We start from the raw sequence: 23,538 nt of genomic DNA, 5'->3' as shown, positions 1-23,538 counted from the left end.
GTGGCTTTGCTGCAACCCGGGTCACCCCAGCGCGCCTCGGGAGTTCGGGGTCCAGGTCTCGACGGCGGTGCGGAGGCGGTCGGCCATCGCCGTCAGCAGCTGCTCGCCCTTCTCGGCGGTGGCGCCGGCCGGGTCGCCCAGCACGCCGTTCGGGCTCACGGCGACGATCCCTCCGCTGCGCAGGTCGGCGAGCAGTTCGGCGAGCGGGGCGGTGTTGCCCGGTCCGGCCGCGTCGAGCCGGACGAGCTCGGGAGCCAGTGCGAGCAGCAGTGACGTCTCGGTGCGGCCCGCGTGGGCGTCGCCGCCGGGCACGCCGCAGCCGAACCACGTCGCATCCCGGCCTTCGGCACGCAACTGCACCACCGCGTCGGCGACGGTGGGGAAGTTGCCGCCGTGGCCGTTGACGAACACCAGCCGAGCGGCCCACCGCGCGGCCGAGCGGCCCAGCTCGACCAACACTGCGCGCAGCGCCTCGTGCCCGATCGAGAGCGTGCCGGGGAATGCCTCGTGCTCACCCGACGCGCCGAAGGCCAGTGCTGGCGCCACCAGCACACCCGGCGCGGCATCGGCAGCGCGGCGGGCGACGGCGGTGGCGACGCGGGCGTCGGTGTCCAGTGGCAGGTGCGGGCCGTGCTGCTCCAGCGCCCCGACCGGGACGAGAAGCGTGTGCCACCCCTCCAGCTCGGTCCAGGTGCGGCTGCCCAGCGAGCGGGCGGAAGTGGTCACAGCGCGGCTCCGATGCGGTAACCCTCACGGACGGCGGCGTCGGCCCGGCGCGGGGCGAGGCAGTCACCGATCCGGTGCACCGGAACGTCCTGCTCGCGCAGCGCCCGCCACAGCGCGTCCTCCGGTTCCGGTGGTACGGCGGTCACGACCCAGTCGTACCCGATCTCGGAGACGGCATCGACGGCGTGGTCCAGCACGGTGAGCACCACGCCGGACCGGGCGGGCGCCGCGGCGAGCACGACCCGGTCGGTGGTCATCGTGATCCCGGCGGCGTGCGCGCGGCCGTGGAACAGCTCCATGTCGAGCGTCAGGCCGAGGTCCTGGCCGACGACCATCCCCGGAGTGGTGATCTCCACCGTGCAGCCTGCTGCCGTGAGGTGCTCGGCAACGGAGGTCGCCGGGTGGAAGCCCAGTTCGTCGTACACGAGCACGGAGCCCGTCGGTGCCACGCGACCGGTCAGCACGTCTCGCACGTCGGCGATGCGCGCGAGCGACCCGGCCCAGCCGGGGCGGGCCGGGCGGGCGCCGGTCGCGAGCACCACGGCGTCGGGCTGCTCGCGCTCGACGAACGAGGCGTCCACGGTCACGCCGGTGCGGATGTCGACGCCGTCGCACTCGGCGAGCAGGTCACCCACCACCGCAGCGAACCCGGCGCGGCCCGGCGCCGAGGCGGCCACCGCCACCTGCCCGCCGGTGCGCTGGTCGCGCTCGCACAACGTCACCCGGTGCCCGCGGGCGGCCGCGGTGGCCGCGGCGCTCAGCCCGGCGGGACCCCCACCGACCACGAGGACGGCCCGGCCGCCCCGGAACGGGCGACTCGCCCACGCGAAATCGGCGACTCGCGCACCGGAAACGGGCGACTCGCGGGGTGGGTGGGGAGGTGGGAGCGCCACCGCCTCCCGGCCCGCCCGCGGGTTCACCACGCAGCCCAGCCGCTGGTTGAGTCCCACCCGACCGGCGCACTCCTGGTTGCACCCCACACACGTGCGGCCGCGCCGTCCGGTGCGGGCGTGCGCGGCGAACTCCGGGTCGGCGATCTGCCCGCGGACGACCCCCACCAGGTCGCAGTGGCCCTCGGCGAGGGCGCGGTCGGCGTCGGCGGGGTCGGTGAACCGGCCGACGCCGACCACCGGCAGCGCGACGGCCCCCCGGATCGCGGCCGCGACGGGCAGCGCGTACCCGGCACGCACCGGCATCGGTGGCTCGACCAGGTGCAGCGTGGCGGTCGCGACGCCGACCGAGGTGTTCAGGTAGTCGATCAGGCCGCCTGCGGCCAGCAGCCGGGCCGTGGCCACGGCCTCGGCGAGCGACGTGCCGCCGGGAACCCCCTCGTCACCGCAGAGCCGCACCCCGAGCGCCCTGCGCGGTCCGATCGCCTCGCGCACCGCGGCGAGCACCTCCCGCACGATCCGTGCCCGACTCTCCAGGTCACCGCCGTAGCGGTCGGTGCGCCGGTTGGTGAGCGGGGAGAGGAACTGCCGCAGCAGCGACGCCTGCGAGCACTGGATCTCGACCCCGTCGAAGCCGCCCACGACGCAGTGGCCTGCGGTGCGCGCGTACCCCGCCACGACCTCGCCGATCTCCGCTTCCGTGATCTCCGCCGGGACCTCACGGAACAGCGGGTCGGCCACCGGCGAGGGTGCCCACAGCGGCCGTCGCGAGTACAGGCCCGACGACTGGCCGCCGTTGTGGTTGAGCTGCGCGAGCACCGGGACGCCGTGGGCGTGGACGGCCGCGGTGAGCCGCCGGTAGCCCGGCACGGCGGCCGGATCGTGCCCGCGCAGCAGCTTCTCGTACGGCCGGTCGTCCGGGTGCACCGAGTGCTCCTCGGTGACGACCAACCCGGCCCCGCCCGCGGCGCGTGCCGCGTAGTAGGCGGCGTGCTGCTCGGTGGGCAGCCCGTCGACCGCGGTGCCCGTCAGGTGTGCGCAGAACACGATCCGGTTGGGCAGCGTCAGCGGCCCGACCCGCAGCGGGGAGAAGAGCATCATCCGGACGCCCCCACGGTGAACGCGGCGCGGCGCCCTTCGAGCACGGCCTCGTGCACCGTGCGGGGCGCGACGCAGTCCCCGGCCCGCCGCAGCTGCGGCCGGGCCCGCCACAGCTCGTCGGCGGGCAGCCGGTGGCCGCAGTCGATCACCGCCGCGCAGTCGATCTCGCGGCGCGCGCCGGTCCAGACGTGCTCCAGCACCGCGCGCCCGGCGCGCACGTCGAGCAGCCGCGTGCGCAGCTCCCGCGCCACCCCCGCGCGCTGCAACCGGATGTTCGCCGGGACGAGGTCGCCGGTGCGGGCCAGCTGGACCCCGGCCACCTGGTCCGGCGTGACGAGGACCGCGGCCCGTCCCGCTGCCGCGACCTGCTCGGCGATCCCGACGCCGGTCGCGTCCCCGACCGGGTCGTGCACGACCACGGTCCCGGCGGCCCAGCGCGCCAGCACCGCCGCGGTCGACCCGGCCGCCAGCACGGCGGCCTCGAAGGACCCCGCGTCGAGGACGGCCGACTCCCCGTCCGGCGGCTGCGCCGGGCGCGAACCGGTGGCGAGCAGCACTGCCTCTCCTGCGCACGCGGCCGCGTCGAGCATCGCCGGATCGGCCTCGACGCCCCGCTCCACGGCCACCCCGAGGCGCGCCAGCTCCCGCTCCCACCACGGCACGAGCAGGCCCAGCCGCGCGCGGCCGGGCACCGCGGCGGCGAGTCGCAGCGCGCCGCCGAGCCGGCCGTCCCGCTCGAGGAGACGCACCCGGTGGCCGCGCAGCGCCAGCACGCGCGCCGCCTCCAGCCCGGCCGGTCCCCCACCGACCACCACGACGGCGCGGCTCACGACGTCGGCGCCCTCGACGGCCGGGTCCTCGGTCTCGTGCCCGGCACGGGGCTCGGCGTCGTCGGAGACGACCGGGTTGCGCGGGTCACGGACCGCGGTGCGCGCGTTGGAGAGCGTGCACGGGCGGATCCGCTCCGCCGTCCCGGCCCGGACGTGCGCCACCAGGTCCGGCTCGGCGATCTGCGCTCTCGTCATCTCGACGAGATCGGCGACGCCCTGGTCGAGGGCCCGCTGTGCGAACTCCGGGTCCACCACGCTCCCCTGCAGGACGACGGGAACGGCCAGGGCGGCGCGCACCCGCGCGCAGAGCCCGTGGTTGAAGCCGGGCTCCTCGTGCATGTCGGGGCGGGTCGCCCAGACCGACAGGCCCGACCCGCGCACGGGCACCAGGTAGTCGACGAGCCCGGCGACCGCCGCCGCCACCGCGGTCCCCTGCTCAGGGGTGACCCCGGCCCACGGGGCCAGCTCGTCGCAGCACAGCCGCAGCCCCAGCACGCCGTCCGCGCCGAGGCCGGCCCGCACCGCCGTGAGCACCTCCCGGAGCAGGCGGACGCGGTCGGCGCCGTAGGTGTCGCAGCGGTGGTTGGTGAGCCCGGACAGGAACTGGCGCAGGATCGAGTGCTGGCCGGCGGCGACCTCCACTCCGTCCAGTCCCGCGGACACGGCGGAGGCTGCCGCTGCGGCGAACCCGGCGACCAGCGCGTCGATCTCGGGCTGCCCGACCTCCATCGGCACCTCGCGGGTGCCGGGGTCGGCCACCCCGGACGGCCCCCAGAGCGCCTCTTGCCCGTACGCGGAGCTGCCCTGCCCGCCCGCGTGCCCGAGACCGGCGAGCACCAGCGGGCCGTACGGGCGGCAGGCCTGCGCGACCGCCGCCCAGCCGGGCCCGGCGTCGGCCGCGAGCGGCGCCCGCTCGTAGGGCCAGTCCGACCCGTGCACGCTCGCCACCTCGGTGACGATCACCCCGGCCCCGCCGGCGGCCCGCCGCGCGTAGTAGGCGACGTGCCGATCGGAGAGCTCCCGGCGCCACGCCAGGTTCGTCTCGTGCGGCCCGAACAGCACCCGGCTGGGCGCCGTGCGTCCGCGCAGCACGACCGGTCCGGCCAGCCGTGGCACGTGCGCCTCCGACGTGGGCCGGCTCGAGGTCAGCTCCCGGCCACCGGCACCCGCAGGCGCGAGTCGGAGGCATCGCCGGGCATCCCGGCCAGCGGGCTCGTCTCGCAGGCCCGGTCCGGCTGCGCCGTGGGACCCGCGGTGGCGCCTGCCCGGCTCGGCATGCCGATCTGCACCGGCACCGGACCACGGGTGTTGCGCGGCGCCGAGCGGGAGTGGTCGACGTCCGACCGCGGGACCAGGGTGCCCTCATCGCGCGCGGCGAGCGCCTCCTCGCCGAACCCGCGCACGCACTCCGGGTCCGGACCGTCCAGCGGCAGGCCGGTGAAGAACTTGGCCGCCATGCAGCCGCCCTGGCAGGAGTCGTAGAAGCCGCAGCTTCGGCACGCGCCGCCGGTCTGCGGCTGACGCAGCTGCGCGAACAGCTCCGAGTGCTGCCAGACCTGCTGGAACCCGCCCGGCGCCCGGACGTTGCCCGCGAGGAAGTTCTCGTGGATGGCGAACGGGCACGCGTAGACGTCCCCGACCGGGTCGATCAGGCAGACCACGCGCCCCGCGCCGCAGAGGTTGAGCCCGGGGAGGGACTCGCCGTACGCGGAGAGGTGGAAGAAGGAGTCGCCGGTCAGCACACCCTCGCCGTGCGCGACGAGCCAGTCGTAGAGCTGACGCTGCTGCCCCGCGGTGGGGTGCAGCTCGTCCCAGACGTCGGCACCGCGCCCGGACGGCCGCAGCCGGGTGATCCGCAGCTGCGCCCCGAACTCGTCGGCGATCGTAGTGAACGCGTCGAGCTGGTCGACGTTCTGCCGTGTCATGACCACGCTGATCTTCGGTTGGGCGAACCCGGCCGCCGCGAGGTTCTCCAGAGCCCGGATCGCCGTGGCGTACGAGCCGGGGCCCCGCACGTGGTCGTTGACGTCGGCGGTGGCGCCGTCGAGGGAGATCTGGACGTCGACGTAGTCGGTGGCCGCCAGCTGCCGGGCCCGCTTCTCGTCGAGCTTGATCCCGTTGGTCGAGAACTTGACGCCGACGTCGTGGCCGACCGCGTAGTCGAGCAGCTCCCAGAAGTCGGAGCGCACGGTCGGCTCGCCACCGCCGATGTTGACGTAGAAGACCTGCATCCGCTGCAGCTCGTCGATCACGCCCTTGGCCTCGGCGGTGCTCAGCTCCCGAGGGTCCCGGCGCCCCGAGGACGACAGGCAGTGCACGCACGCCAGGTTGCAGGCGTAGGTGAGCTCCCAGGTGAGGCAGATCGGTGAGTTCAGGCCGTACTGGAAGTGCTCGACCAGTTTCACTGCGACTCCGTCTCTAGGACGTCTCTACGACCGCTGCTCGATGGTGCCGTTGGCGGCCAGGCCGGCCAGGGCCCGCAGGTACGCCGGGCGCTGCGCGTCCGCCACGTCGGCCGCGTCGATCGCGGCGTGCACGGAGTGGTGCTGCTCCAGGCCGGACACGACCGCGACCAGCTGCGGCGTCTTCAGGAACGAAAGCCTGCGCGTGCCGAAGTGGTAGACGAGCGCCCCGAACGGCTCGGGGCGCAGCGCCACCCGCGGGCTGCAGCGATAGCCGCGGTCCGGGTCGAACGGCTCGCTCGGAGCGTGGTCAGTAGACACCGCACATGCCGTCGATCGAGACCTCCTCGACGAGCATCTCCTCGACGACGGGCTCCTCGGTCGCGGACTCGGACTGCTCGATCGGGGGCATGGAAGGCCTCCTGCCGTCGACGGGGGTGGTCCGCCGAACGTTAATTGGCACCCGGTGCCAATGACAAGACTCGACGGCATCCCGTCCCGAATTCCGGCACGGCGATCCCGCTCCAGCGCCGGGGAGGCGGCATGCTGCCTACCGTGCCCGGTCCCCTCCTGCACCTCACCACGCCCGCCGAATGGCGCTCCGCCCTCGCTGCCGGCGTGATCGCGCCGCCCTCGCTCGCCGACGTCGGGTTCGTCCACCTGTCCACGCCGGAGCAGGTGGCGCTACCGGCCGGGCGGCTCTTCACCGGTCGCACCGACCTGGTGCTGCTCGTGCTCGACCCCGACCGGATCGTCGTCCCGGTGCGCTTCGAACCCGGACTGCCGACCGATCCGCCCTCGATGCGCTTCCCGCACGCCTACGGCCCCGTGCCCGCCGCGGCCGTGCTCGCCGTGCTGCCGTACCGACCGCGGCCGGACGGCGGGTTCGACGCTCCCGAGCTCGGGCCCGTCGACCCCGGCTGGCGCCACGACATCCTGGAACCGTCGGTGCTGCGGCGGACGGCCACCGCCGAGGTGCCCGTCACGGGCGGGGTCGCCGTCCGCACCGCGGCGGTCCCCGCCTCGCCGGCGCACAACCAGCTGCTGGTGAGCGGCCGGGCGGACGCCGCGCAGGTGGACGCCGACGCCGACCGCGTCCTCGACCACTCGGGGGCGCAACGCTGGGCCCTGCTCTCCGGAGCGCACCTGGCGGACACCGCCGCCGGGCTCGCCGGCCGCGGCTGGGAGGTGCAGGAGATGGTCGGGATGGCGGCGCCGGCGGGCGGGGAACCGGTCGCGCGCGTCGAGCAGGTCGACGCCGACGCGTTGCGCCCGTTGATCAACGCCTCCTGGCGACGCGACCTGCCCGGTATCCGCGACGAGGAGATCGCCCAGGCCGTCGACGGCAGGCGTCTCGAGGAGGCCGTCGTCGACGTCCGCTACCTCGCCGTCCCCACCGGTCGCGAGCTCGTCGCCTCGGCGGTCCTCGCGATCGACGGCGGCACCGCTCTGCTCGACGCCGTGAGCACCGAGCCAGAGCATCGCAGGCACGGGCACGGCGACGCCCTGCTCCGCACGGCGATGGCCATGGCGGCACGGGCCGGCTGCGACCTCGTCGTCCTCAACGCGGCCATCGACGACTGGACCAGGCACTGGTACACGCGCCGCGGCTTCACCGAGGTCGCGCGCTCCTGGTCGGCCCGGCTCACGCCGTGACCGCGGCGGCCGCGGCTAGCCCCGTCACCCGGTGAGCAGGACGGCTGCGCGCTCGGCGATGGCGCAGACGGTGGCGTTGGTGTTGGCGGAGACGATCGAGGGCATCACGGAGGCATCGGCCACGCGGAGCCCCTCGATCCCGTGCACCCTCAGGTCGCTGTCGACGACGGCCGTGTCGTCGGAGCCGATCCGGCACGTGCCCACCCCGTGGAAGTACGGCAACAGGCTTCTCCGGATGTACTCCCGCACCCGGTCGGTGCCGGACACGTCGAGGCCGGGCAGCGCCTCGACGGCACGCCGGCGGTCCAACGCCGGCGCGTCGCCGATCTCCCGCGCCATCCGCACACCGGTGGCCATCACGTGCAGGTCCCGCTCGTCCGTGAGGTACGCGGGGTCGAGCAGGGGCGCCGCGGTCGGGTCGGCCGTGGCCAGCCGCACCGTCCCGCGGCTGCGCGGGTTCATCAGCGAGACCGCGATCGTGTAGCCCTCCCGGGGACCCGGCAGCGTCATGACGTCATAGTAGGGCGTGGCGACGAACAGGATCTGCAGGTCAGGGACATCGGTCTCGGGACCGCTGCGGACGAGACCGATCGCCTCACCGTGGTTGTTCGCGCTGGCGGCCATCGGCTGTTTCGCGGTGTAGACGACGGTCGTCATGGGGTGGTCCTGCAGGTTCGCGCCGACGCCGGGGAGATCGAGCGTCACCTCGACACCGACCTCGCGGAGGTGGGCCCGGGGGCCGATGCCCGACAGCAGGAGCAGTTGCGCCGACCCGACGACACCCGCGGTCAGCACCACCTCCCGCGTGCACGCCGCCGTGACCACCTCGGTGCCCACGCGGTACTCCACACCCGTGCAGCGGCCGCCCCCGACGAGGATCCGGTGGACCGGTGCATCGGTCACCACGTCGAGGTTGGGTCGGCGCAGCGCCGGCCGGAGGTAGGCGTCAGCGGCGCTCTGCCGGGCTCCGTCGAGGATGTTGAGGTCGGGAAGCCCGAACCCCTCCTCCCGGCCGCCGCTGATGTCGGTGGCCACCGGGTGGCCGGCCTCGGCAGCAGCGTCCAGAAGCGCCCGCACCGCGGGGTTCGGCTCCGCCGGCCGGACGGTCAGCGGTCCGCCGACGCCGCGCAGGGCGGGGTCGCGGCCCTCGACGTTCTCGGTGCGCCGGAAGTACGGGAGCAGGTCGGCGAAACCCCATCCCTTCGCCCCCGCCTCGGCCCACGCGTCGTAGCTGGAGGAATGCCCGCGGGTGAAGACCATGCCGTTCAGGGCAGAGGAGCCGCCGAGTCCTCGCCCCCGGGGCCAGGGCATCGGCGACCCGGTGGCAGCCAACTCGACGGTGCTCGTGCACCAGTCCATCGACGAGCCCAGGAGGGTGGGCCAGGCCGGCGGTACCACCGCGGCGTCCAGAGGCTGCCCGGCGCCGGCCTCCAGCAGGAGGACGCGCACGTTCTCGTCCTCCGAGAGGCGGGCGGCCAACACACAACCGGCGCTGCCTCCGCCGACGATGACGAAATCGTGAACAGATGTCGAGGAGGCCATTTCCCACGCCCTTCGGATGACTCGGAACTACCCCGGTCTCCAGCGTGCACACCTTTTCCGTGGCACCCTCGGCGCGGTGCCACCCAGCGGCACAACGATCACCAACCGCCCTCCCGATCGACATTCTCGACGTCGCCGCCGATGGTCTCGCTCACGCGATGCAACGATTTCACGAACTGCTCGATGTTGCGGCCGCGCGGCAGCGTCATAGTCAGCACACCGGCCCCGCCCCCGGGAAGCTGGAAAATCGTCGCGAGACATTCGTACGCCGGCACCACCGCACCACGCTCGATCGCCGGGCCGCCGGCCGTCATGGAGAGCGACGCGGCCGACGCGGGGTGCGCAGCCGCGCTCATCTGCTGCTCCGGAGAGATCCGCGGGTCGATCAGCGCCCCGCTGACCTGGTCCAAGGTCACCGGGCCCGCGGCGTCGCCGACGGAGAGGAACGTGGATGCACCGGTGGCCAGCGCGATCCTCCGCAAGCGTGGCCTGGTGACGATCCTCAATCCGGACACCGCTCGCGTATCCAGCGGGGACTGCCTCATCGAGAGGCCGATGGTCCAAGCCCGCCCCACACGTTCGACAGCACCCTCCGCGGCCATCTGCACCAGCAGGCGCTGAACGGTCGACTTCGGCAGCCCGACACGTCGCGACAATGCGCTGACACCGAGCGGCCCCGTCTCGTTCTGCAACTCACGCAAAACCGCGAATACACCGCGGACCACACTACGGCCAGCGCTCTCGTCCGCCGCCGACTTCCTCGTCACCCCCTGAACATACTGAGTCAAGCAGGTTGCCAACCGTCGATCATCGGCTGTGCCACTTACCGAATTGTTACGCGTCACCAGCGGGTGGAATGCCGGGAGAACGACCATCGGCGACATACTCCGCAGCGGCTCGGCACCCGGCTGGTGGGCACAGTGCGGTCCCGGCCCCCGGCACGGCACTAGAGTCCGGGCCCGGCGGACGGCCCCGGCTCCGCGTGAGACGAGGGAGTGCCGATCCGTGTCGCCCGCTGACTGCCTCCCGCCTGCCCACCCACCCTGGACGGGCCGGGTGGTGACCGCGGCGGGCGTGCTCGTGATGGTCGCCGCCGCCGTGGTGGCCCGGCGCTACTCGCCCTGGTCGCTCGACCCCGACCAGGGATGCCCGCCCCTCGATCCATGTGACACCCCCGAGGCGGCGCACATGCTGCGGGCCATGTGGTGGGTGGTGGGCGCCGGGTTCCTGGTGGTGCTGGCCGGCCGCGTCCTGACGTGGCGTCAGCTGCCGCGGGGTCCGCGCTCCTCCGCCAGGTCCCCGCTGCCCCCGTGGGGCCAGGCCGGGGCCGTCGCGCTGGTCGGGCTGGTGTTCTGCGCGGTGGCCGGACCCCTCCTGCTGGCAGCCGCCTTCGGCGCCGAGCAGGCCATCCCGGCCGCCCTCTGCATCTTCTGGCTCCTCCAGGCGCGCCTGGTGACCGACGTCGCCCGCGCGACCGGACCCCCACGCCGCTCGGCGCGCGTCGAGTGGCTGATCGCGCTGGTCGGCAGCGCCGTGGCCCTCGCCGTGACGGTGGGGGTGACGCTGTGGCTGATCGACGGTGGCCCGCCGGCCACCGGGCCGATCCTGATCGCCGACGCCGGAACGCTCGCCGCGGTCGTCCTCCTGGGCCGCGTCCTGCCCGCACGAGGCGAGCAGTCGACCGGGACAGGGCCGGTGCGGAACGTCGCCGGGACCGTCATCGCTGCCCTCGGCGTCGCGTCCATCGTGGCACTGGCGGTGCCGTGGCCGGACTCCGCCGAGGAACCCGGCACTGCCGGGCCGCCGCCGGCTGCCGTGCTCCCGACGCTCCCTCCCGAGCCGGCGCGACGCACCACGGCGCCCGCCCCACCGCCCGCTCCGGTCGATGCGGCAACCCCGTGCCTGCCCGGCGACCTCACGTGGAGCGTCGCCGGCTGGGACGCCACCATGGGCTCCCGGGCCGTCACCGTGGTGGCCACCCAGCACGGCCCCCACCCCTGCCATCTCGACGGGTTCGCCGGCGTCACGCTGGCGCAGGGCGGCCGGCCGCTCCGCCTCGACGTCGTCCCGGGGTCGATGAGCGGATCCGGTAAGGCACCGACCGCCCAGCGGGTCGGCGTCGCCCCCGGTGGCACGGCGTCCTTCACCCTGTTCTGGAAGGGGTACGGCGCCGCGGCGGACCACGACACCCCGCAGACCATGAACGTCACGCTGCCGGGAACCGCGGCCCCCGGCGACGTCCCGCTCGGGGAGGGCCCCGCCCCGTTCGACGTCGTCGACGGGGCGACGATGCAGGTGAGCGGGTGGAAGCCGGGCAGCCCGTGACAGATCTCCGTCACTCCCTTCCGGGCTGGACCGGCACCCGGCCGATGCCCTGCACGCGGTGCGCGAGCAGTTCCAACGGCCCCCGGTCGAAGCGTCGCAGCCACAGCGACGCGGCCACCATCAGGACCGCGCAGACCGCGGCCCACAGCCCCACCACCCACCACGGCCGCGCATCGGCGAGGCGGACGGCCAGGCCGAGCCCCCAGCCGTAGCAGAGCACGCTGCCCAGCACGTTCTGCAGCACGTAGCTGGACAGGGCCGTCCGGCCGACGGCGGCGAGCCCCCGACGCAGCGGCCCGGGTGCTTCCCGAGACCGCAGCACGATGCTCGTCACCAGGCCGAGCAGGCCGAGCGCGACGAGCGTCGGCAGCAGGTAGCGGTCGACCAGGAACCAATCCTCCCCGCCGAACGCCGTGAGCGCGTTGAGCGGCAGCGCCACCCCGAACCCCCCGACCATCAACCGGCGACGGATCCGCGCGCCTGCCGGGGACCCGGCGAAGGTGCCCGACCGCTGCAGCCGCGCGCCGAGCAGGAACAGCACGGTGGCCGACGGGACGACCAGCAGGATCTCGATGCGGAACAGCGGGAGGTACTGCGAGCGGTCGGCCACCTGCGCGGGCCAGCTCGCGGTGGCCGCGGGATCCGCCACCGGCGTGGCCGGTGCGTCGTCCGGCACGGCGAGCAGCAGCGCGGTCAGCCCGAGCAGCACGACGACGTAGACACCGCCGACGGCCACCGTCCACGCCAGCACGGCACGGTCGCTGCGCCCCACCAGATACGCCACGAGCAGCGCGGCGACCGCGTAGCCCATGAGCACGTCGAACTCGAAGACGAGCACGTAGTGCAGCACGCCCTCCACGAACAGGACCAGCGCCCGTACCGGATACCGGCCCGGCCACGGCGTGCCCCGGCGGAGCGCGGCCCGGTACTGCAGCTCGATCCCCACCCCGAACAGCAACGTCAGCAGCGCGAGGAACTTGCCGTTGGACAGCAGCCGCAGCCCCGCCTCCACCGGGTCGTTCGCCAGCAGCCCTCCCGACAGCCACACGGTGGCGCCCCCCGGAACGGCGAACAGCCACGCGTTGGAGGCGAACGTGCCGAGGATCGCGACGCCGCGCAGGACGTCGAGCGACGCGATCCGGCCGGTGGCCGGCGCCTGCTCAGCCACGGACATCGGTGGTCTCCGGTGCGCGGGGCGGGGAGAGCGTGGTCCACAGCGGCCAGCCGACGAACCAGATCAGCACGACCGGCACGAGCCGGGCACCCCAACTCCACATCGGGTCGACCGACCACTCGAGCGGCGCGGGCACACCGGTGCCGGCGACGGTCGCCGTCAGCAGCATCACGGCGAGCGCGATCCCCCACGCCAGCACGATCTTGCCCCACTCCCGCCACTCGTACGCCACCTTCGCGGCGCCGTAGCGGGGTGGCTGAGGCGGTGGCGGCCCTCCGGCGAAGCGGTGCGCGAACCGCGCGTCCGCCCAGCGGATCAGCGAGTGCCCGAACGCGACCGTGCAGCCGAGATAGACCGCGGCCAGACCGTGCGTGGCATCCGGCGGCGAGCCACCGGCCACGTCCACGAGTGCTGCCGACACCAGCACCACATCGAGGACGGGCACGAGCAGCAGCAGCACGGTGCTCAGCCGGCGGGCCCGCAGCAGGTAGCGCGCGGCGAGGCCCGCGGCGAGCAGCACCCAGAAGCCCACCTCGCTGGCGCCGATGAGCAGCACCAGCGGGTTCTCGGACAGGAAATCCCCCATGCCGGGAGACTCTGGCCGCCGGGACCGCCCCGGTCGTCCGTCGTCGGATCGATCTCCGCAGCCCCGGACGTACCTCCTTCGACCGACGCGCCGCACCGGGCGGCCGTGCTGGGATGGTCACGTGCGGCTGTCGGGACGGGAGCGGGGCGAGGACGCGTTCCAAGCCATCGGCTACTTCGCGGTCGGCGCAATCCTGCTGCTGGTCCTGCCCGAGGTCACGGTGTCAGCGCGTCCCGGCGCGGGAGAACCGCCGCTCTGGACCGGGCTGGTCGTGATCGCCGTGGCGTGCCTCGGCGAGACGCAACGGCGGGGTCGGCCCGTGCTCGGCCTGGCCGTGGCCTGCGCCGCGGTGGTCGGCGGGATGCTGGCCACCGGGAGCAGCCCGCTGGGAGCGGTGCTGGTGTTCGGCGACATGCTCTACTGCGCCATCCTGTTCACCTCGCGGCGCGCGAGCCTGGCGGTGGCGGCCACCGCCGCGCTGGTCGCAGCCGGTCTCGGGCTGGCCAGCCTCGTCTCCGACGGCGGCCGGGCTGCCCTGCTCACCGTGCTCAACCTCGGCCTGCTGCTCGCGATACCCGTGCTGTGGGCCCAGGAGGTCCGACGGCACCGCGAGGCGGCCGACTCCGAGCGCGAGCGCACCGAGCAGACCCGCCGGATGGCCGAGCTGGACCGGGTTGCGGCGATCACCGCGGAGCGCACCCGGATGGCCCGGGACCTGCACGACGTGATCGCGGGCCAGCTGTCGGCCATCGCGATCCAGTCCGAGGCCGCGCTCACGCTGCCCGACGCCGACCCCGCGACACTGCGCCGGGTGCTCGCGGCCGTGCGCCGCGACAGCGTGGCGTCGCTCGCGGAGATGCGCACCATGATCGGCCTGCTGCGCGCCGAAGGCTCGGCCGACGCGGAACCGCGGACCTCCCCGGCCGGGCTCGACCGGCTCGACGACCTGCTCGCCGCCGGCCGGTCCAACGGACTGCGCATCGACGTGGACGACCGCCGCTGCGAGTCGGAGCCGGTCGCTGCCGCCGTGGATCTCGCCGCCTACCGGATCGTGCAGGAGTCGTTGACGAACGCGGCCAAGCACGCGCCCGGCGCCGCGGTGCGCCTGACACTGCAGCACCGGGACGCTGAGCTGGTGATCGAGGTGGACAACGACCTCGTTCCCGACGCCCCGGCAGCACCCGGAAGCGGTACGGGCCTGGTGGGGCTCGGCGAGCGGGCCGGTGCGGTGGGCGGCACGGTCGAGGCGGGCCCGCGGGAGCGGACCTGGAGTGTCCGCGCCGCGCTGCCCGTGCCCGTCCCGGACGGGGTGCCGCGGTGACGGTTCGGGTGGTGGTGGCCGACGACCAGGCGGCGATCCGCACCGGCCTGACGATGATCCTCGACTCCGCGCCGGACATCACCGTCGTCGGAGAGGCGGCCGACGGGCTCGCGGCCGTCGCGCTGGCGCGGGAGACCGCCCCGGACGTCGTGCTGATGGACATCCGGATGCCCGGCATCGACGGGATCGAGGCCACGCGCAGGCTCGTGGGGGATCCCGGCACGCGGGAGCGGGTGTGCGAGGTGCTCGTGCTCACGACCTTCGACCTCGACGACTACGTCGACTCCGCGCTCGCCGCCGGGGCGGCCGGCTTCCTGCTCAAGTCCGTGGACGCCCCGTCGCTGCTCGCGGCCGTGCGCGCGGTGGCGCGCGGCGACGGGGTGCTCGCCCCGGAGATCACCCGCCGGGTGATCTCCCGCCTCGCCCCACCGGCGCGCCGTCCGCAGCCGCCTGCCGGCCTCGCCGATCTCACGCCCCGGGAGACCGACGTGCTCACCTGCCTGGGGCGCGGCCTGTCCAATGCGGAGATCGCCGCGGAGCTGGTGATCACGGAGGCGACCACGAAGACGCACGTGTCCCGGGTGCTCACGAAGCTCGGGCTGCGTTCCCGGCTGCAGGCGGCCATCGCGGCGCAGGACGCCGGCCTCGTCGGCTGACGGCCTGGCGCTCCGGCTGTGTGCTGGCGGCGCGCTCTCCGGATCATCGACGCGCGCTGACGCGTCCGTACTACTCGCTCAGCAGGCCCGCGGACACGGTGCCGCGCGACGCACCCGGGATGCCCGGCACCACGGCGCTCTGATCGACGTCCGGAACGGTGCCGTGGCCGGGCGGGTCCGACGGCGAGGTTCCGGCGAGCACCGCGACCACCCCGGTGAGCAGCATCAGTGCGAGCCGGGGCTTCGCGGGCCTGCGCTGCCCGCGACCGGGCACCCGGTGCCGCCCGTGTTCCAGCCCGGCAGGCGCCCGCCGCGTCCGACGAGCCGGGTCGGCGGCGAGGACGGCGGCGACCTCGGCGGCGGTGGGCCGTTTCCGGGGATCGTCCCTCGTCATGGCCGCGATGAGCTCGCTGAGACCGCCGGACAGTCCGCGCGGCACCACCGGACAGCGGTGCAGCCTCGCCGTCGCCGACTCCACGGCGAGGCCGGGATACTCGCGGCGTCCGGTGAGGGCCTCGAGCAGCACGAGCCCCAGCGCGTAGACGTCCACCGGGGGGCCTACCGCTTCCCCGCGCACCTGCTCGGGCGCGAGGTAGGCGGCCGTGCCGACGACGCACCCGGTGGCGGTGGCCGCGGTCCCGTCGAGCGCGCGGGCGATGCCGAAGTCGGCGAGCCGCGGCCGCACGCCGTCGAGCAGCACGTTCGCCGGCTTCACGTCACGGTGCACGATCCCGCCGCTGTGCACGTGGGCGAGCGCCTCGGCCAACTGCCTGCCGAGCGTCCGGACGGCACCGGGCGCGATCGGGCCCGCGCTGATCCGCTGGGCCAGCGTCGGACCTTCGACGAGGTCGGTGACCACGAAGGGCCTGCCGTCCTCGGTGCCCCCGTCGTGCAGGCCGACCAGGCCGGGGTGGTCGAGCCGCGCGAGCACCGTCATCTCCCGGTGCTGCTGGCGCAGGTCGTGCGGCGACGACCCGGAGTGGAAGCGTTTCACCGCCACGTCGTCGCCGCTGCGCAGGTCGCGGGCCCGGTGGACGACCGCGGACGACCCGATGCCGAGCACCCGGCCGAGCGCGTACCGACCGGCGATGAGCCGTCGCCCGTCCCGGGGCTCAGCAGCCCGATCCCTGGACGGCATGGACTCGTCGAGGGCCATGCCGTCCCCGTTCCCCCATTGCGCCTCATTCATGCGCAAATGGCGGAATCAGCCCCAGGAGTGTCAGCCGGCGGCGGTGGTGAGGGCGCGGCGTGTGAGAAGCCGGGCGAGGTGCCGCCGGTACTCCGCCGTGGCCGACACGTCGGTCTGCGGGTCCGTGCCCTGGTCAGCCAGCGCCGCCGCCTCGTCGATGGACGCCCCGTCGGCCAACGCGGCCTCCGTGGCCGACGCCCGCAACGGGCTCGCTCCCATGTTGACCAGGCCCACGCGGCCGTCGACCACCGCGACCCCGACGATCGCCCAGTCGTTGGCCCGGCGGGTGAACTTCTCGTACGCCCACCCGGCCGAGCCCGTGCGCGGCACCCGGATCTCGACGATCAGCTCGTCGGGCTCCTTCACCGAGGAGAACATCCCGGTGTAGAAGCCCGTGGCGGGGACCTGACGCTCCCCGCGCGGGCTGCGCAGCACGATGGTGGCCCCGAGCGCGAGAACAGCGGCCGGGAGGTCGGACGCCGGGTCGGCGTGCGCGAGGGACCCTCCGATGGTTCCGCGGTGGCGCACCTGCGGGTCGCCGACGGTGCGTGCCACCGCGGCGAGCAGCGGCACGTCGGAACCGAGCACGTCGGAGGCCTCCAGGTCGCGGTGCCGGGTGCCGGCGCCGATGGCGACCTCGTCGCCCTGGACCCGGATGTAGCGCAGCTCCGGCAGCCGCCCGATGTCGATGACCACCTCGGGTGCACCGAGCCGCAGCTTCATCACCGGCAGCAGCGAGTGGCCGCCCGCGAGGATCGTGGCGTCCTCCCCGTGCTCCGAGAGCAGCGCCAGCGCACCGTCCACGGAGTCCGGACGCGCGTAGGAGAAAGCAACGGGGATCATGCACCACTCCCGGTGGAGAAGCCCGGCGCGGACTCGACGCCGCCGGCCGGTGACTGGTCGGCGTCCGCGTCGACGGAGGTGGTCTGTACGGCGTCGGGGTTCTGCCCGCTGGCGGAGAGCACGGCGCGCACGATGTTGTGGTAGCCCGTGCACCGGCAGAGGTTGCCCTCGAGACCCTCGCGTACCTCGCGCTCGGTGGGGGTCGGGTTCTCCTCCAGGAGGCTCACCGCGGCCATCACCATGCCGGGCGTGCAGAACCCGCACTGCAGGCCGTGCTCGGCGCGGAACGCCGCCGCCATCGGGTGCAGCTCGGTGGAGTTCGGGGAGAGCCCCTCCATCGTGGTGACCGACTGCCCGTCGGCCTGCACCGCGAGCACGGTGCACGACTTCACGGACTCGCCGTCCACGAGCACCGTGCAGGCGCCGCAGGAGGTCGTGTCGCAGCCGACGTTCGTGGCCTTGAGCCCGAGCACGTCCCGCAGGTAGTGCACGAGCAGCAGGCGCGGCTCGACGTCGGCGGAGGTCTCCGTGCCGTTGACGGTGATGCCGACCTTGACGGATGTGTTCACTGAGATCGTCACTGCTGCGCTCCCTCGGAGCTGTCGCTACCGCCGCTCGCGCCGCGGGCGGCATTGATGGCCTCCCACACCCGCAACGGGCTGGTGGGCATGTCGATGTGGCGGACGCCGAGGTAGGAGACGGCGTCGATCACCGCGCTCTGCACCGCGGGCGTGGCACCGATGGTGCCCGCCTCGCCGATGCCCTTGGCGCCGAGCGGGTTGAGATTGGTGGGTGTGGCCATGTCCAGCAACGTGAAGCTGGGCAGCTCGGCCGCCGACGGGAACGCGTAGTCGGCGAAGGTGGCCGTGAGCGGGTTGCCCTCGGGGTCGTAGACGACCTCCTCGAGCAGCGCCTGGGAGATGCCCTGGGCGATACCGCCGTGGCGCTGGCCCTCGGCGAGCAGCGGGTTGACGATCGGTCCGGCGTCGTCGAGGGTGATGATCCGGTCGACCACCGCCTTGCCCGACTCGATGTCGACCTCCACGACCGCGACGTGCGCGCCGAACGGGAACGTCGGGGCGCCGCTGTCGAACACGGTGTCGACCTTCAGCGGTTCCTTCTCCGCGAGCTGGGCGAGCGTGACGCTCGTGTCGGTGCCCCTGACCGTGACGGCGCCGTCGGCGACCTCCAGGTCGTCGACGCTCGCCTCCAGGACGTCGGCAGCGCGCCGTTTCGCCAGCTCGACGAGCTCGCCTGCCGCCTGGTGGACCGCGACACCGCCGGTCTGCAGGCTGCGCGAGCCCATGGTGCCTGCACCCCGCGGGATGAGGTCGGTGTCGCCGTGCTTCACCGTGATCTTCTCGATGGGGATGCCCAGGTGCTCGCTGGCCAGCATCGACCACGCGGTGGCGTGACCCTGGCCGTGCGGCGAGGTTCCGGTCAGGACAGTGACCGTGCCGTCGGCGTGCACCTCGACCGACGCGTCCTCGCTGAACGCGCCGCCACCGGTGATCTCGACGTAGGCCGAGACGCCGATCCCGAGCTGGACGACGTCGCCACGCTCGCGGCGGGCGGCCTGCTCGGCGCGCAGCTCCGCGTAGCCCGACCCCTCCAGCACCCGGTCGATGGCCTTCGCGTACTCGCCGCTGTCGTAGACGGCGCCGCCCTTGGTCTCGAACGGGAAGGCGTCCGGCGGCACGACGTTCCGCTTGCGGACCTCGGCCGGGTCCTTGCCGATCTCGGCGGCGAACAGGTCCATGGCCCGCTCGATCGCCGCGGTGGCCTCCGGACGCCCGGCACCGCGGTAGGCACCAGTCGACGTGGTGGTGGTGACCACGGTGCGGGCCCGCGACTCGACCTTGGGGATGTCGTAGACGCCGGGGGCCATCTGCCGGGTGAAGAACGGCAGGAACACGCCGAGACGCGGGTAGGCACCGGCGTCGGCGATGATGTCGAGGCGGTAGGCGAGCACGTCGCCGTCGCGGTTGCCGCCGATCGTGATGGTCTGCAGCTGCGCTCGGCCCTGCAGCATCCCGGTGAGGTTCTCCGAGCGGGTCTCGGTCCAGCGCACCGGACGGCTGACGGCCTTGGCGAGCCACACCACCAGCGCGAACTCGGGGTCGGCCCCGATCTTCGCACCGAAACCGCCGCCCACGTCCGGGGCGATCAGGTGGACCAGCCCGGCGTCGATACCCAGCCAGCCGGCGATCTCGTCCCGGGCGGACTGCGGGTTCTGGGTGGACGCCCAGAGGGTGACGCGCCCGTCGTCGCCCCACACGGCGGCGGCGGCGCGCGTCTCCAGAGGAGAGGCGGCGAGGCGCTGGTTGACGATGTCCCGCGTGACGACGACCTCGCAGTCGTCGAAGAGGTGCTCGTCGAACTCCTCGTCGTGCCCGAAGCCGCCGGCGAGGTTGGTGCCGACCTCCTCGAACAGCAGGACCTCGTCCGCGAGCGCCGCCCGGGGGTCGACCACCGCAGGCAGCGGGTCGTAGTCGACCTCGACCAGGTCGGCGGCGTCCTGGCCCTGGTAGGCCAGCTCGGTCAGCACGGCGGCCACCGGCTCACCGACGAACCGTACTTTGTCGGTGGCCAGCCATGGTCGGACCATGCCGGAGTTGGCGCCCGCGAACAGCAGCGCCGGCGCCAGGTCGACGTCGGCGCCGGTGAACACCGCGACGACGCCGGGCGCCTCACGGGCGGCCTCGACGTCGACGGCGGTGATCCGCGCGTGCGCGAGCGGGGACCGCACGAGCGTGAGGTGCAGGGCACCGTTCAGTCGCTCGTCGGTCAGGTCATCGGTGTAGGTGGCGCCCCGGGAGAGGAACACCGGATCCTCTGTTCGGACGACGCGCGTGCCCATGATGCTCATCGCAGCTGAGCGTAGTCCCGAGCTGCGCTGATCGCGTGGCGCAGCGCGTCACACGATCTCCCGGGGCGCCACGGGCCTCACCCGTTCACGATGGGCAGCTGGACCCGGCCGCCACTGCTGGTGAACTCCTCGGCCTTCTCCGACATCCCGGCCTCGATCGCCTCCACGCTCGTCAGCCCGTGCGCCTCCGCGTACTCGCGGACGTCCTGCGTGATGCGCATCGAGCAGAACTTCGGCCCGCACATCGAGCAGAAGTGCGCGGTCTTGGCGGGCTCGGCAGGCAGCGTCTCGTCGTGGAAGGACAGCGCCGTGTCCGGGTCGAGCGAGAGGTGGAACTGGTCGAGCCACCGGAACTCGAACCGGGCGGCGGACAGCGCGTCGTCGCGCGCCTGTGCCCTGGGGTGCTCCTTCGCGAGGTCGGCGGCATGCGCTGCGATCTTGTAGGTGATCACGCCGGTCTTCACGTCGTCCCGGTCCGGAAGGCCGAGGTGCTCCTTCGGCGTGACGTAGCAGAGCATCGCGGTGCCGCGGGCCGCGATCGTGGCGGCGCCGATCGCGCTGGTGATGTGGTCGTAGCCGGGCGCGATGTCGGTGGCCAGCGGGCCGAGGGTGTAGAACGGCGCCTCGCCGCACCACTCCTCCTCCAGCCGCACGTTCTCCGCGATCTTGTGCAGCGGGACGTGGCCGGGTCCCTCGATCATCACCTGCACGTCGCGGGCGCGGGCGATCGCCGTGAGCTCGCCGAGGGTGCGCAGCTCGGCGAGCTGGGCCTCGTCGTTGGCGTCCGCGATCGAGCCGGGCCGTAGCCCGTCGCCGAGGGAGAACGTGACGTCGTAGGCGCGGAGGATCTCGCAGAGCTCCTCGAACTTCGTGTAGAGGAATGACTCGCGGTGGTGCGCGAGGCACCACGCGGCCATGATCGACCCGCCGCGCGACACGATGCCCGTGACGCGCTTCGCGGTGAGCGGCACGTAGCGCAGCAGCACGCCGGCGTGCACCGTCATGTAGTCGACGCCCTGCTCGCACTGCTCGATCGCGGTGTCGCGGTAGACCTCCCACGACAGCTTCGCGGGGTCGCCGTCCACCTTCTCCAGCGCCTGGTAGATCGGCACCGTCCCGATCGGGACGGGCGAGTTGCGCAGGATCCACTCGCGCGTCTCGTGGATGTTCCTGCCGGTCGACAGGTCCATGACGGTGTCGGCGCCCCAGCGGGTGGCCCACACCATCTTCTCCACCTCCTCCTCGATCGAGGAGGTCACGGCCGAGTTGCCGAGGTTGGCGTTGATCTTCACCAGGAACGACTTGCCGATGATCATCGGCTCGGCCTCGGGGTGGCACCGGTTCGCCGGGATCACGGCCCGGCCGCGGGCGACCTCGGACCGCACCAGCTCGGCGTCCACCCCCTCCCGGATCGCGATGAACCGCATCTCCGGGGTGACCACCCCGGCCCGTGCCCAGGCCAGCTGGGTGGCGGCGCCGCCGACCGGCTCCCTGGCGGCGATCCACGGGGCACGCAGCGCCGGGAGGCCGGCGCGGACGTCGATCGTGGCGTCGCCGTCCGTGTACGGCCCTGATGTGTCGTAGACGTCGTGGTGCTCGCCGGTGCTGAGCTCCACCCGGCGGACCGGGACCCGCAGGTCGTCCGGGCCGTCCAGGTACACCTTGTGCGAGCCCCGGATGGGACCGGTGGTGACCTCGGGGCGGACCGAACGGTCCTCGAGTGCCGTCATGGCATCGTCCTTCCTACGCCGGCATTACCCGGACAGGTTCTGCGGTCGGCGGCGATGATCAGCCGCCCTCTCAGCCCGTTCGATCACGAGCTCCCGCGTGTCATCTGGAGTTGTGCTCACCGGTCGAGCGACCGGGAGATCAGGGGGTGGGCTCCTCCCACCAGTGGCGAACCGCCCACAGCGGCGACACCGGCCCGTGGCCGGCGCCGAGCGGGTAGGAGTGCCGGACGGCCTCCACGACGTAGCGCTTGCCGAACACGACCGCCTCCGGCACGGCCATGCCGCGGGCGAGCCCGGACGCGATGGCCGCGCCCATGCTGTCGCCGCCGCCGTGGGTGTTGCCGGTGTCGAAGCGGGGTCCGGGCAGCTCGGTGAAGGTGTGACCGTCGTAGAGGAGGTCGACGCACCTGTCGACGTCCTCCTCGAGGTGGCCGCCCTTCACCAGCACGTACTGCGGCCCGAGGCCGTGCAGCACCTTCGCGGCGTCGTACTGGCCGCTGCGGTCGTGGACGTCGATCCCGACCAGGAGCCGCACCTCGTCGAGGTTCGGGGTGATGACGGTGGCGCGCGGGAAGAGCAGCGTGCGGTAGGCGTCCAGCGCCTCGTCGGCCAGCAGCTGGTCGCCGTGCATCGACGCCGCGACCGGGTCGATCACGAACGGGATGGGGCCGGTGCCGCCGATCCCCACCCGGTCGCACGCGGCCACGATGGCCTCGATGATCGGCCGGCTCGCGAGCATGCCGGTCTTCGCCGCGTCCAGCCCGATGTCGCCGGCCACGGACTCGATCTGGGCGGCCACCGTCTCCGGCGGGATCGGGTGCACGCCCGTGACACCCACGGAGTTCTGCACGGTGACCGCGGTGACCGCGATGCACCCGTGCACCCCGCACCCGGTGAACGCACGCAGGTCGGCGGCGACTCCGGCGCCCCCACCCGAGTCCGTGCCCGCGATCGTGAGCACCCGCGGCGGTGTGACGCCGACCGTCGGCTCTCCCATGTTGCCTCCCTACGCCGGCATTACCCGGACAGGTTCCTGCGGTCGGCGGCGCCAGCCGCCCTCTCAGCCCGCTGCTGCGAGCTCCCGTGATACCTCGACCGTAACCTGGGCGACGCCCGGTGCGCCAGAGATCACGGAATGTTCAAGGTCGCCCCCGGGTTGCCCACAGATATGCCATTGACAGGTGAGTACGAGATCAGCCCCGTCGGCTGGGTCCGGGACCAGACCCAGAAGATCTTCGAGACCGGCACCACGGAGAGCGTCGACATCAAGGGCCGCCGGGTCATCCTGCTGACCACCCGCGGGGCGAAGTCCGGGAAGCTGCGCAAGGTGCCGCTCATGCGCGTCGAGCACGACGGCCGGTACGCGATCGTGGCCTCGCTCGGCGGCGCCCCGAAGAACCCGGTCTGGTACTACAACGTGAAGGCCGACCCGCACGTCGAGCTGCAGGACGGCACCGTCTCCAAGGACTACGTCGCCCGCGAGGTCACCGGCGACGAGAAGGCCACCTGGTGGGAGCGCTCCGTCGAGGCCTACCCCGACTACGCGGACTACCAGAAGAAGACCGACCGCCAGATCCCGGTCTTCGTGCTGGAGCCGGCCGAGGCCTGAGCCACCGCAGCGGCCGTTCGCGGCCGCGGCGTGCAACAGGTCCTGTCGGTTGGGCCGCCGGCATCGATGCGGCGGCCCGACCGCAGGGG

General features: G+C 73.7%; 21 protein-coding genes and 1 riboswitch. Of the genes, 5 read left to right on the top strand and 16 right to left on the bottom strand.

Annotated features, from left to right (window positions below):
* Nucleotides 1-21 precede the first annotated feature (21 nt).
* The 6 genes from mftE to mftA are packed head-to-tail and all read right to left on the bottom strand — an operon-like array spanning nucleotide 22 to nucleotide 6,361.
* Nucleotides 22-726 carry a mycofactocin biosynthesis peptidyl-dipeptidase MftE gene (mftE, locus tag AC5L35_RS29045; RefSeq protein ID WP_495062900.1) on the bottom strand — a complete coding sequence of 235 codons (705 nt, stop codon included), beginning with the start codon at nucleotides 724-726 and terminating at the stop codon, nucleotides 22-24.
* The gene (locus AC5L35_RS29040) at nucleotides 723-2,717 is read right to left on the bottom strand and encodes an oxidoreductase (protein WP_495062899.1); all 1,995 of its coding nucleotides are present in this window, start codon (nucleotides 2,715-2,717) and stop codon (nucleotides 723-725) included. Before AC5L35_RS29040 ends, mftE begins: the two co-directional genes overlap by 4 nt.
* The gene (locus AC5L35_RS29035) at nucleotides 2,714-4,663 is read right to left on the bottom strand and encodes a mycofactocin system FadH/OYE family oxidoreductase 1 (RefSeq protein WP_495062898.1); all 1,950 of its coding nucleotides are present in this window, start codon (nucleotides 4,661-4,663) and stop codon (nucleotides 2,714-2,716) included. Before AC5L35_RS29035 ends, AC5L35_RS29040 begins: the two co-directional genes overlap by 4 nt.
* A 29-nt stretch (nucleotides 4,664-4,692) precedes the next feature.
* Nucleotides 4,693-5,952, bottom strand: a complete 1,260-nt coding sequence (gene mftC, locus AC5L35_RS29030) for a mycofactocin radical SAM maturase (protein ID WP_495062897.1) — start codon at nucleotides 5,950-5,952, stop codon at nucleotides 4,693-4,695.
* A 24-nt stretch (nucleotides 5,953-5,976) separates the two neighbouring features.
* Nucleotides 5,977-6,270 carry a mycofactocin biosynthesis chaperone MftB gene (gene mftB, locus AC5L35_RS29025; RefSeq protein WP_495062896.1) on the bottom strand — a complete coding sequence of 98 codons (294 nt, stop codon included), beginning with the start codon at nucleotides 6,268-6,270 and terminating at the stop codon, nucleotides 5,977-5,979.
* Nucleotides 6,260-6,361: a mycofactocin precursor MftA gene (gene mftA, locus AC5L35_RS29020; RefSeq protein ID WP_169395464.1), complete on the bottom strand. Its 102-nt coding sequence runs from the start codon at nucleotides 6,359-6,361 to the stop codon at nucleotides 6,260-6,262. The genes mftB and mftA overlap by 11 nt, the downstream gene beginning before the upstream one ends.
* A 143-nt stretch (nucleotides 6,362-6,504) precedes the next feature.
* Between mftA and AC5L35_RS29015 the strand changes: the two genes are divergently transcribed.
* Nucleotides 6,505-7,605 (top strand): GNAT family N-acetyltransferase, encoded by a 1,101-nt coding sequence (locus AC5L35_RS29015; RefSeq protein ID WP_495062895.1) that lies wholly within the window; start codon nucleotides 6,505-6,507, stop codon nucleotides 7,603-7,605.
* Between the two features lie 24 nt (nucleotides 7,606-7,629).
* Here AC5L35_RS29015 and AC5L35_RS29010 read toward each other — a convergent pair whose 3' ends face one another.
* Together AC5L35_RS29010 and AC5L35_RS29005 are read right to left on the bottom strand one after the other, a co-directional pair.
* Nucleotides 7,630-9,147 carry a GMC family oxidoreductase gene (locus AC5L35_RS29010; RefSeq protein WP_495062894.1) on the bottom strand — a complete coding sequence of 506 codons (1,518 nt, stop codon included), beginning with the start codon at nucleotides 9,145-9,147 and terminating at the stop codon, nucleotides 7,630-7,632.
* 98 nt (nucleotides 9,148-9,245) lie between these two features.
* Complete coding sequence (locus AC5L35_RS29005; RefSeq protein ID WP_495062893.1) at nucleotides 9,246-9,914, bottom strand: helix-turn-helix domain-containing protein; 669 nt, start codon at nucleotides 9,912-9,914, stop codon at nucleotides 9,246-9,248.
* 238 nt (nucleotides 9,915-10,152) lie between these two features.
* On the opposite strand from AC5L35_RS29005, the gene AC5L35_RS29000 reads away from it, so the two are divergent.
* Entirely contained in the window at nucleotides 10,153-11,472 is a 1,320-nt protein-coding gene (locus tag AC5L35_RS29000) for a DUF4232 domain-containing protein (protein WP_495062892.1), read from the top strand.
* 10 nt (nucleotides 11,473-11,482) lie between these two features.
* Here AC5L35_RS29000 and AC5L35_RS28995 read toward each other — a convergent pair whose 3' ends face one another.
* Both AC5L35_RS28995 and AC5L35_RS28990 read right to left on the bottom strand, forming a co-directional pair.
* Complete coding sequence (locus AC5L35_RS28995) at nucleotides 11,483-12,646, bottom strand: DUF418 domain-containing protein (protein ID WP_495062891.1); 1,164 nt, start codon at nucleotides 12,644-12,646, stop codon at nucleotides 11,483-11,485.
* Nucleotides 12,633-13,232 (bottom strand): hypothetical protein, encoded by a 600-nt coding sequence (locus AC5L35_RS28990; protein WP_495062890.1) that lies wholly within the window; start codon nucleotides 13,230-13,232, stop codon nucleotides 12,633-12,635. The genes AC5L35_RS28995 and AC5L35_RS28990 overlap by 14 nt, the downstream gene beginning before the upstream one ends.
* Nucleotides 13,233-13,353: 121 nt before the next feature.
* Here AC5L35_RS28990 and AC5L35_RS28985 point away from each other — a divergent pair, with 121 nt between their 5' ends.
* Together AC5L35_RS28985 and AC5L35_RS28980 are read left to right on the top strand one after the other, a co-directional pair.
* Complete coding sequence (locus AC5L35_RS28985; protein ID WP_495062889.1) at nucleotides 13,354-14,553, top strand: sensor histidine kinase; 1,200 nt, start codon at nucleotides 13,354-13,356, stop codon at nucleotides 14,551-14,553.
* Nucleotides 14,550-15,209, top strand: a complete 660-nt coding sequence (locus AC5L35_RS28980; RefSeq protein ID WP_495062888.1) for a response regulator transcription factor — start codon at nucleotides 14,550-14,552, stop codon at nucleotides 15,207-15,209. The genes AC5L35_RS28985 and AC5L35_RS28980 overlap by 4 nt, the downstream gene beginning before the upstream one ends.
* 70 nt (nucleotides 15,210-15,279) lie before the next feature.
* On the opposite strand, the gene AC5L35_RS28975 is transcribed toward AC5L35_RS28980, so the two are convergent.
* From AC5L35_RS28975 to thiD, 6 genes are all read right to left on the bottom strand, one after another.
* On the bottom strand, nucleotides 15,280-16,398 hold the full coding sequence (locus AC5L35_RS28975) for a serine/threonine-protein kinase (RefSeq protein ID WP_495062887.1): 1,119 nt from the start codon (nucleotides 16,396-16,398) through the stop codon (nucleotides 15,280-15,282).
* A gap of 30 nt (nucleotides 16,399-16,428) precedes the next feature.
* Nucleotides 16,429-17,241, bottom strand: a complete 813-nt coding sequence (locus AC5L35_RS28970) for an FAD binding domain-containing protein (protein ID WP_495062886.1) — start codon at nucleotides 17,239-17,241, stop codon at nucleotides 16,429-16,431.
* A complete protein-coding gene (locus tag AC5L35_RS28965; protein ID WP_495062936.1) occupies nucleotides 17,238-17,810 on the bottom strand; it encodes a (2Fe-2S)-binding protein in 573 nt (190 codons plus the stop codon). The genes AC5L35_RS28970 and AC5L35_RS28965 overlap by 4 nt, the downstream gene beginning before the upstream one ends.
* 8 nt (nucleotides 17,811-17,818) lie before the next feature.
* Nucleotides 17,819-20,110: a xanthine dehydrogenase family protein molybdopterin-binding subunit gene (locus AC5L35_RS28960; protein ID WP_495062885.1), complete on the bottom strand. Its 2,292-nt coding sequence runs from the start codon at nucleotides 20,108-20,110 to the stop codon at nucleotides 17,819-17,821.
* Between the two features lie 77 nt (nucleotides 20,111-20,187).
* Nucleotides 20,188-21,840: a phosphomethylpyrimidine synthase ThiC gene (thiC, locus tag AC5L35_RS28955; protein ID WP_495062884.1), complete on the bottom strand. Its 1,653-nt coding sequence runs from the start codon at nucleotides 21,838-21,840 to the stop codon at nucleotides 20,188-20,190.
* Nucleotides 21,841-21,979: 139 nt separating this feature from the next.
* The gene (gene thiD, locus AC5L35_RS28950; protein ID WP_495062883.1) at nucleotides 21,980-22,837 is read right to left on the bottom strand and encodes a bifunctional hydroxymethylpyrimidine kinase/phosphomethylpyrimidine kinase; all 858 of its coding nucleotides are present in this window, start codon (nucleotides 22,835-22,837) and stop codon (nucleotides 21,980-21,982) included.
* A riboswitch (TPP riboswitch) is annotated at nucleotides 22,827-22,935 on the bottom strand. (Overlaps the previous gene by 11 nt.)
* A 73-nt stretch (nucleotides 22,936-23,008) precedes the next feature.
* Here thiD and AC5L35_RS28945 point away from each other — a divergent pair.
* Nucleotides 23,009-23,449 (top strand): nitroreductase family deazaflavin-dependent oxidoreductase, encoded by a 441-nt coding sequence (locus AC5L35_RS28945; protein ID WP_495062882.1) that lies wholly within the window; start codon nucleotides 23,009-23,011, stop codon nucleotides 23,447-23,449.
* Nucleotides 23,450-23,538: the final 89 nt, after the last annotated feature.

The sequence above is a fragment of the Pseudonocardia sp. OZ21 genome (assembly GCF_059359135.1).
Note: the sequence above shows the minus strand (reverse complement) of the source record. Positions and strands in the feature narration are given on the sequence as shown.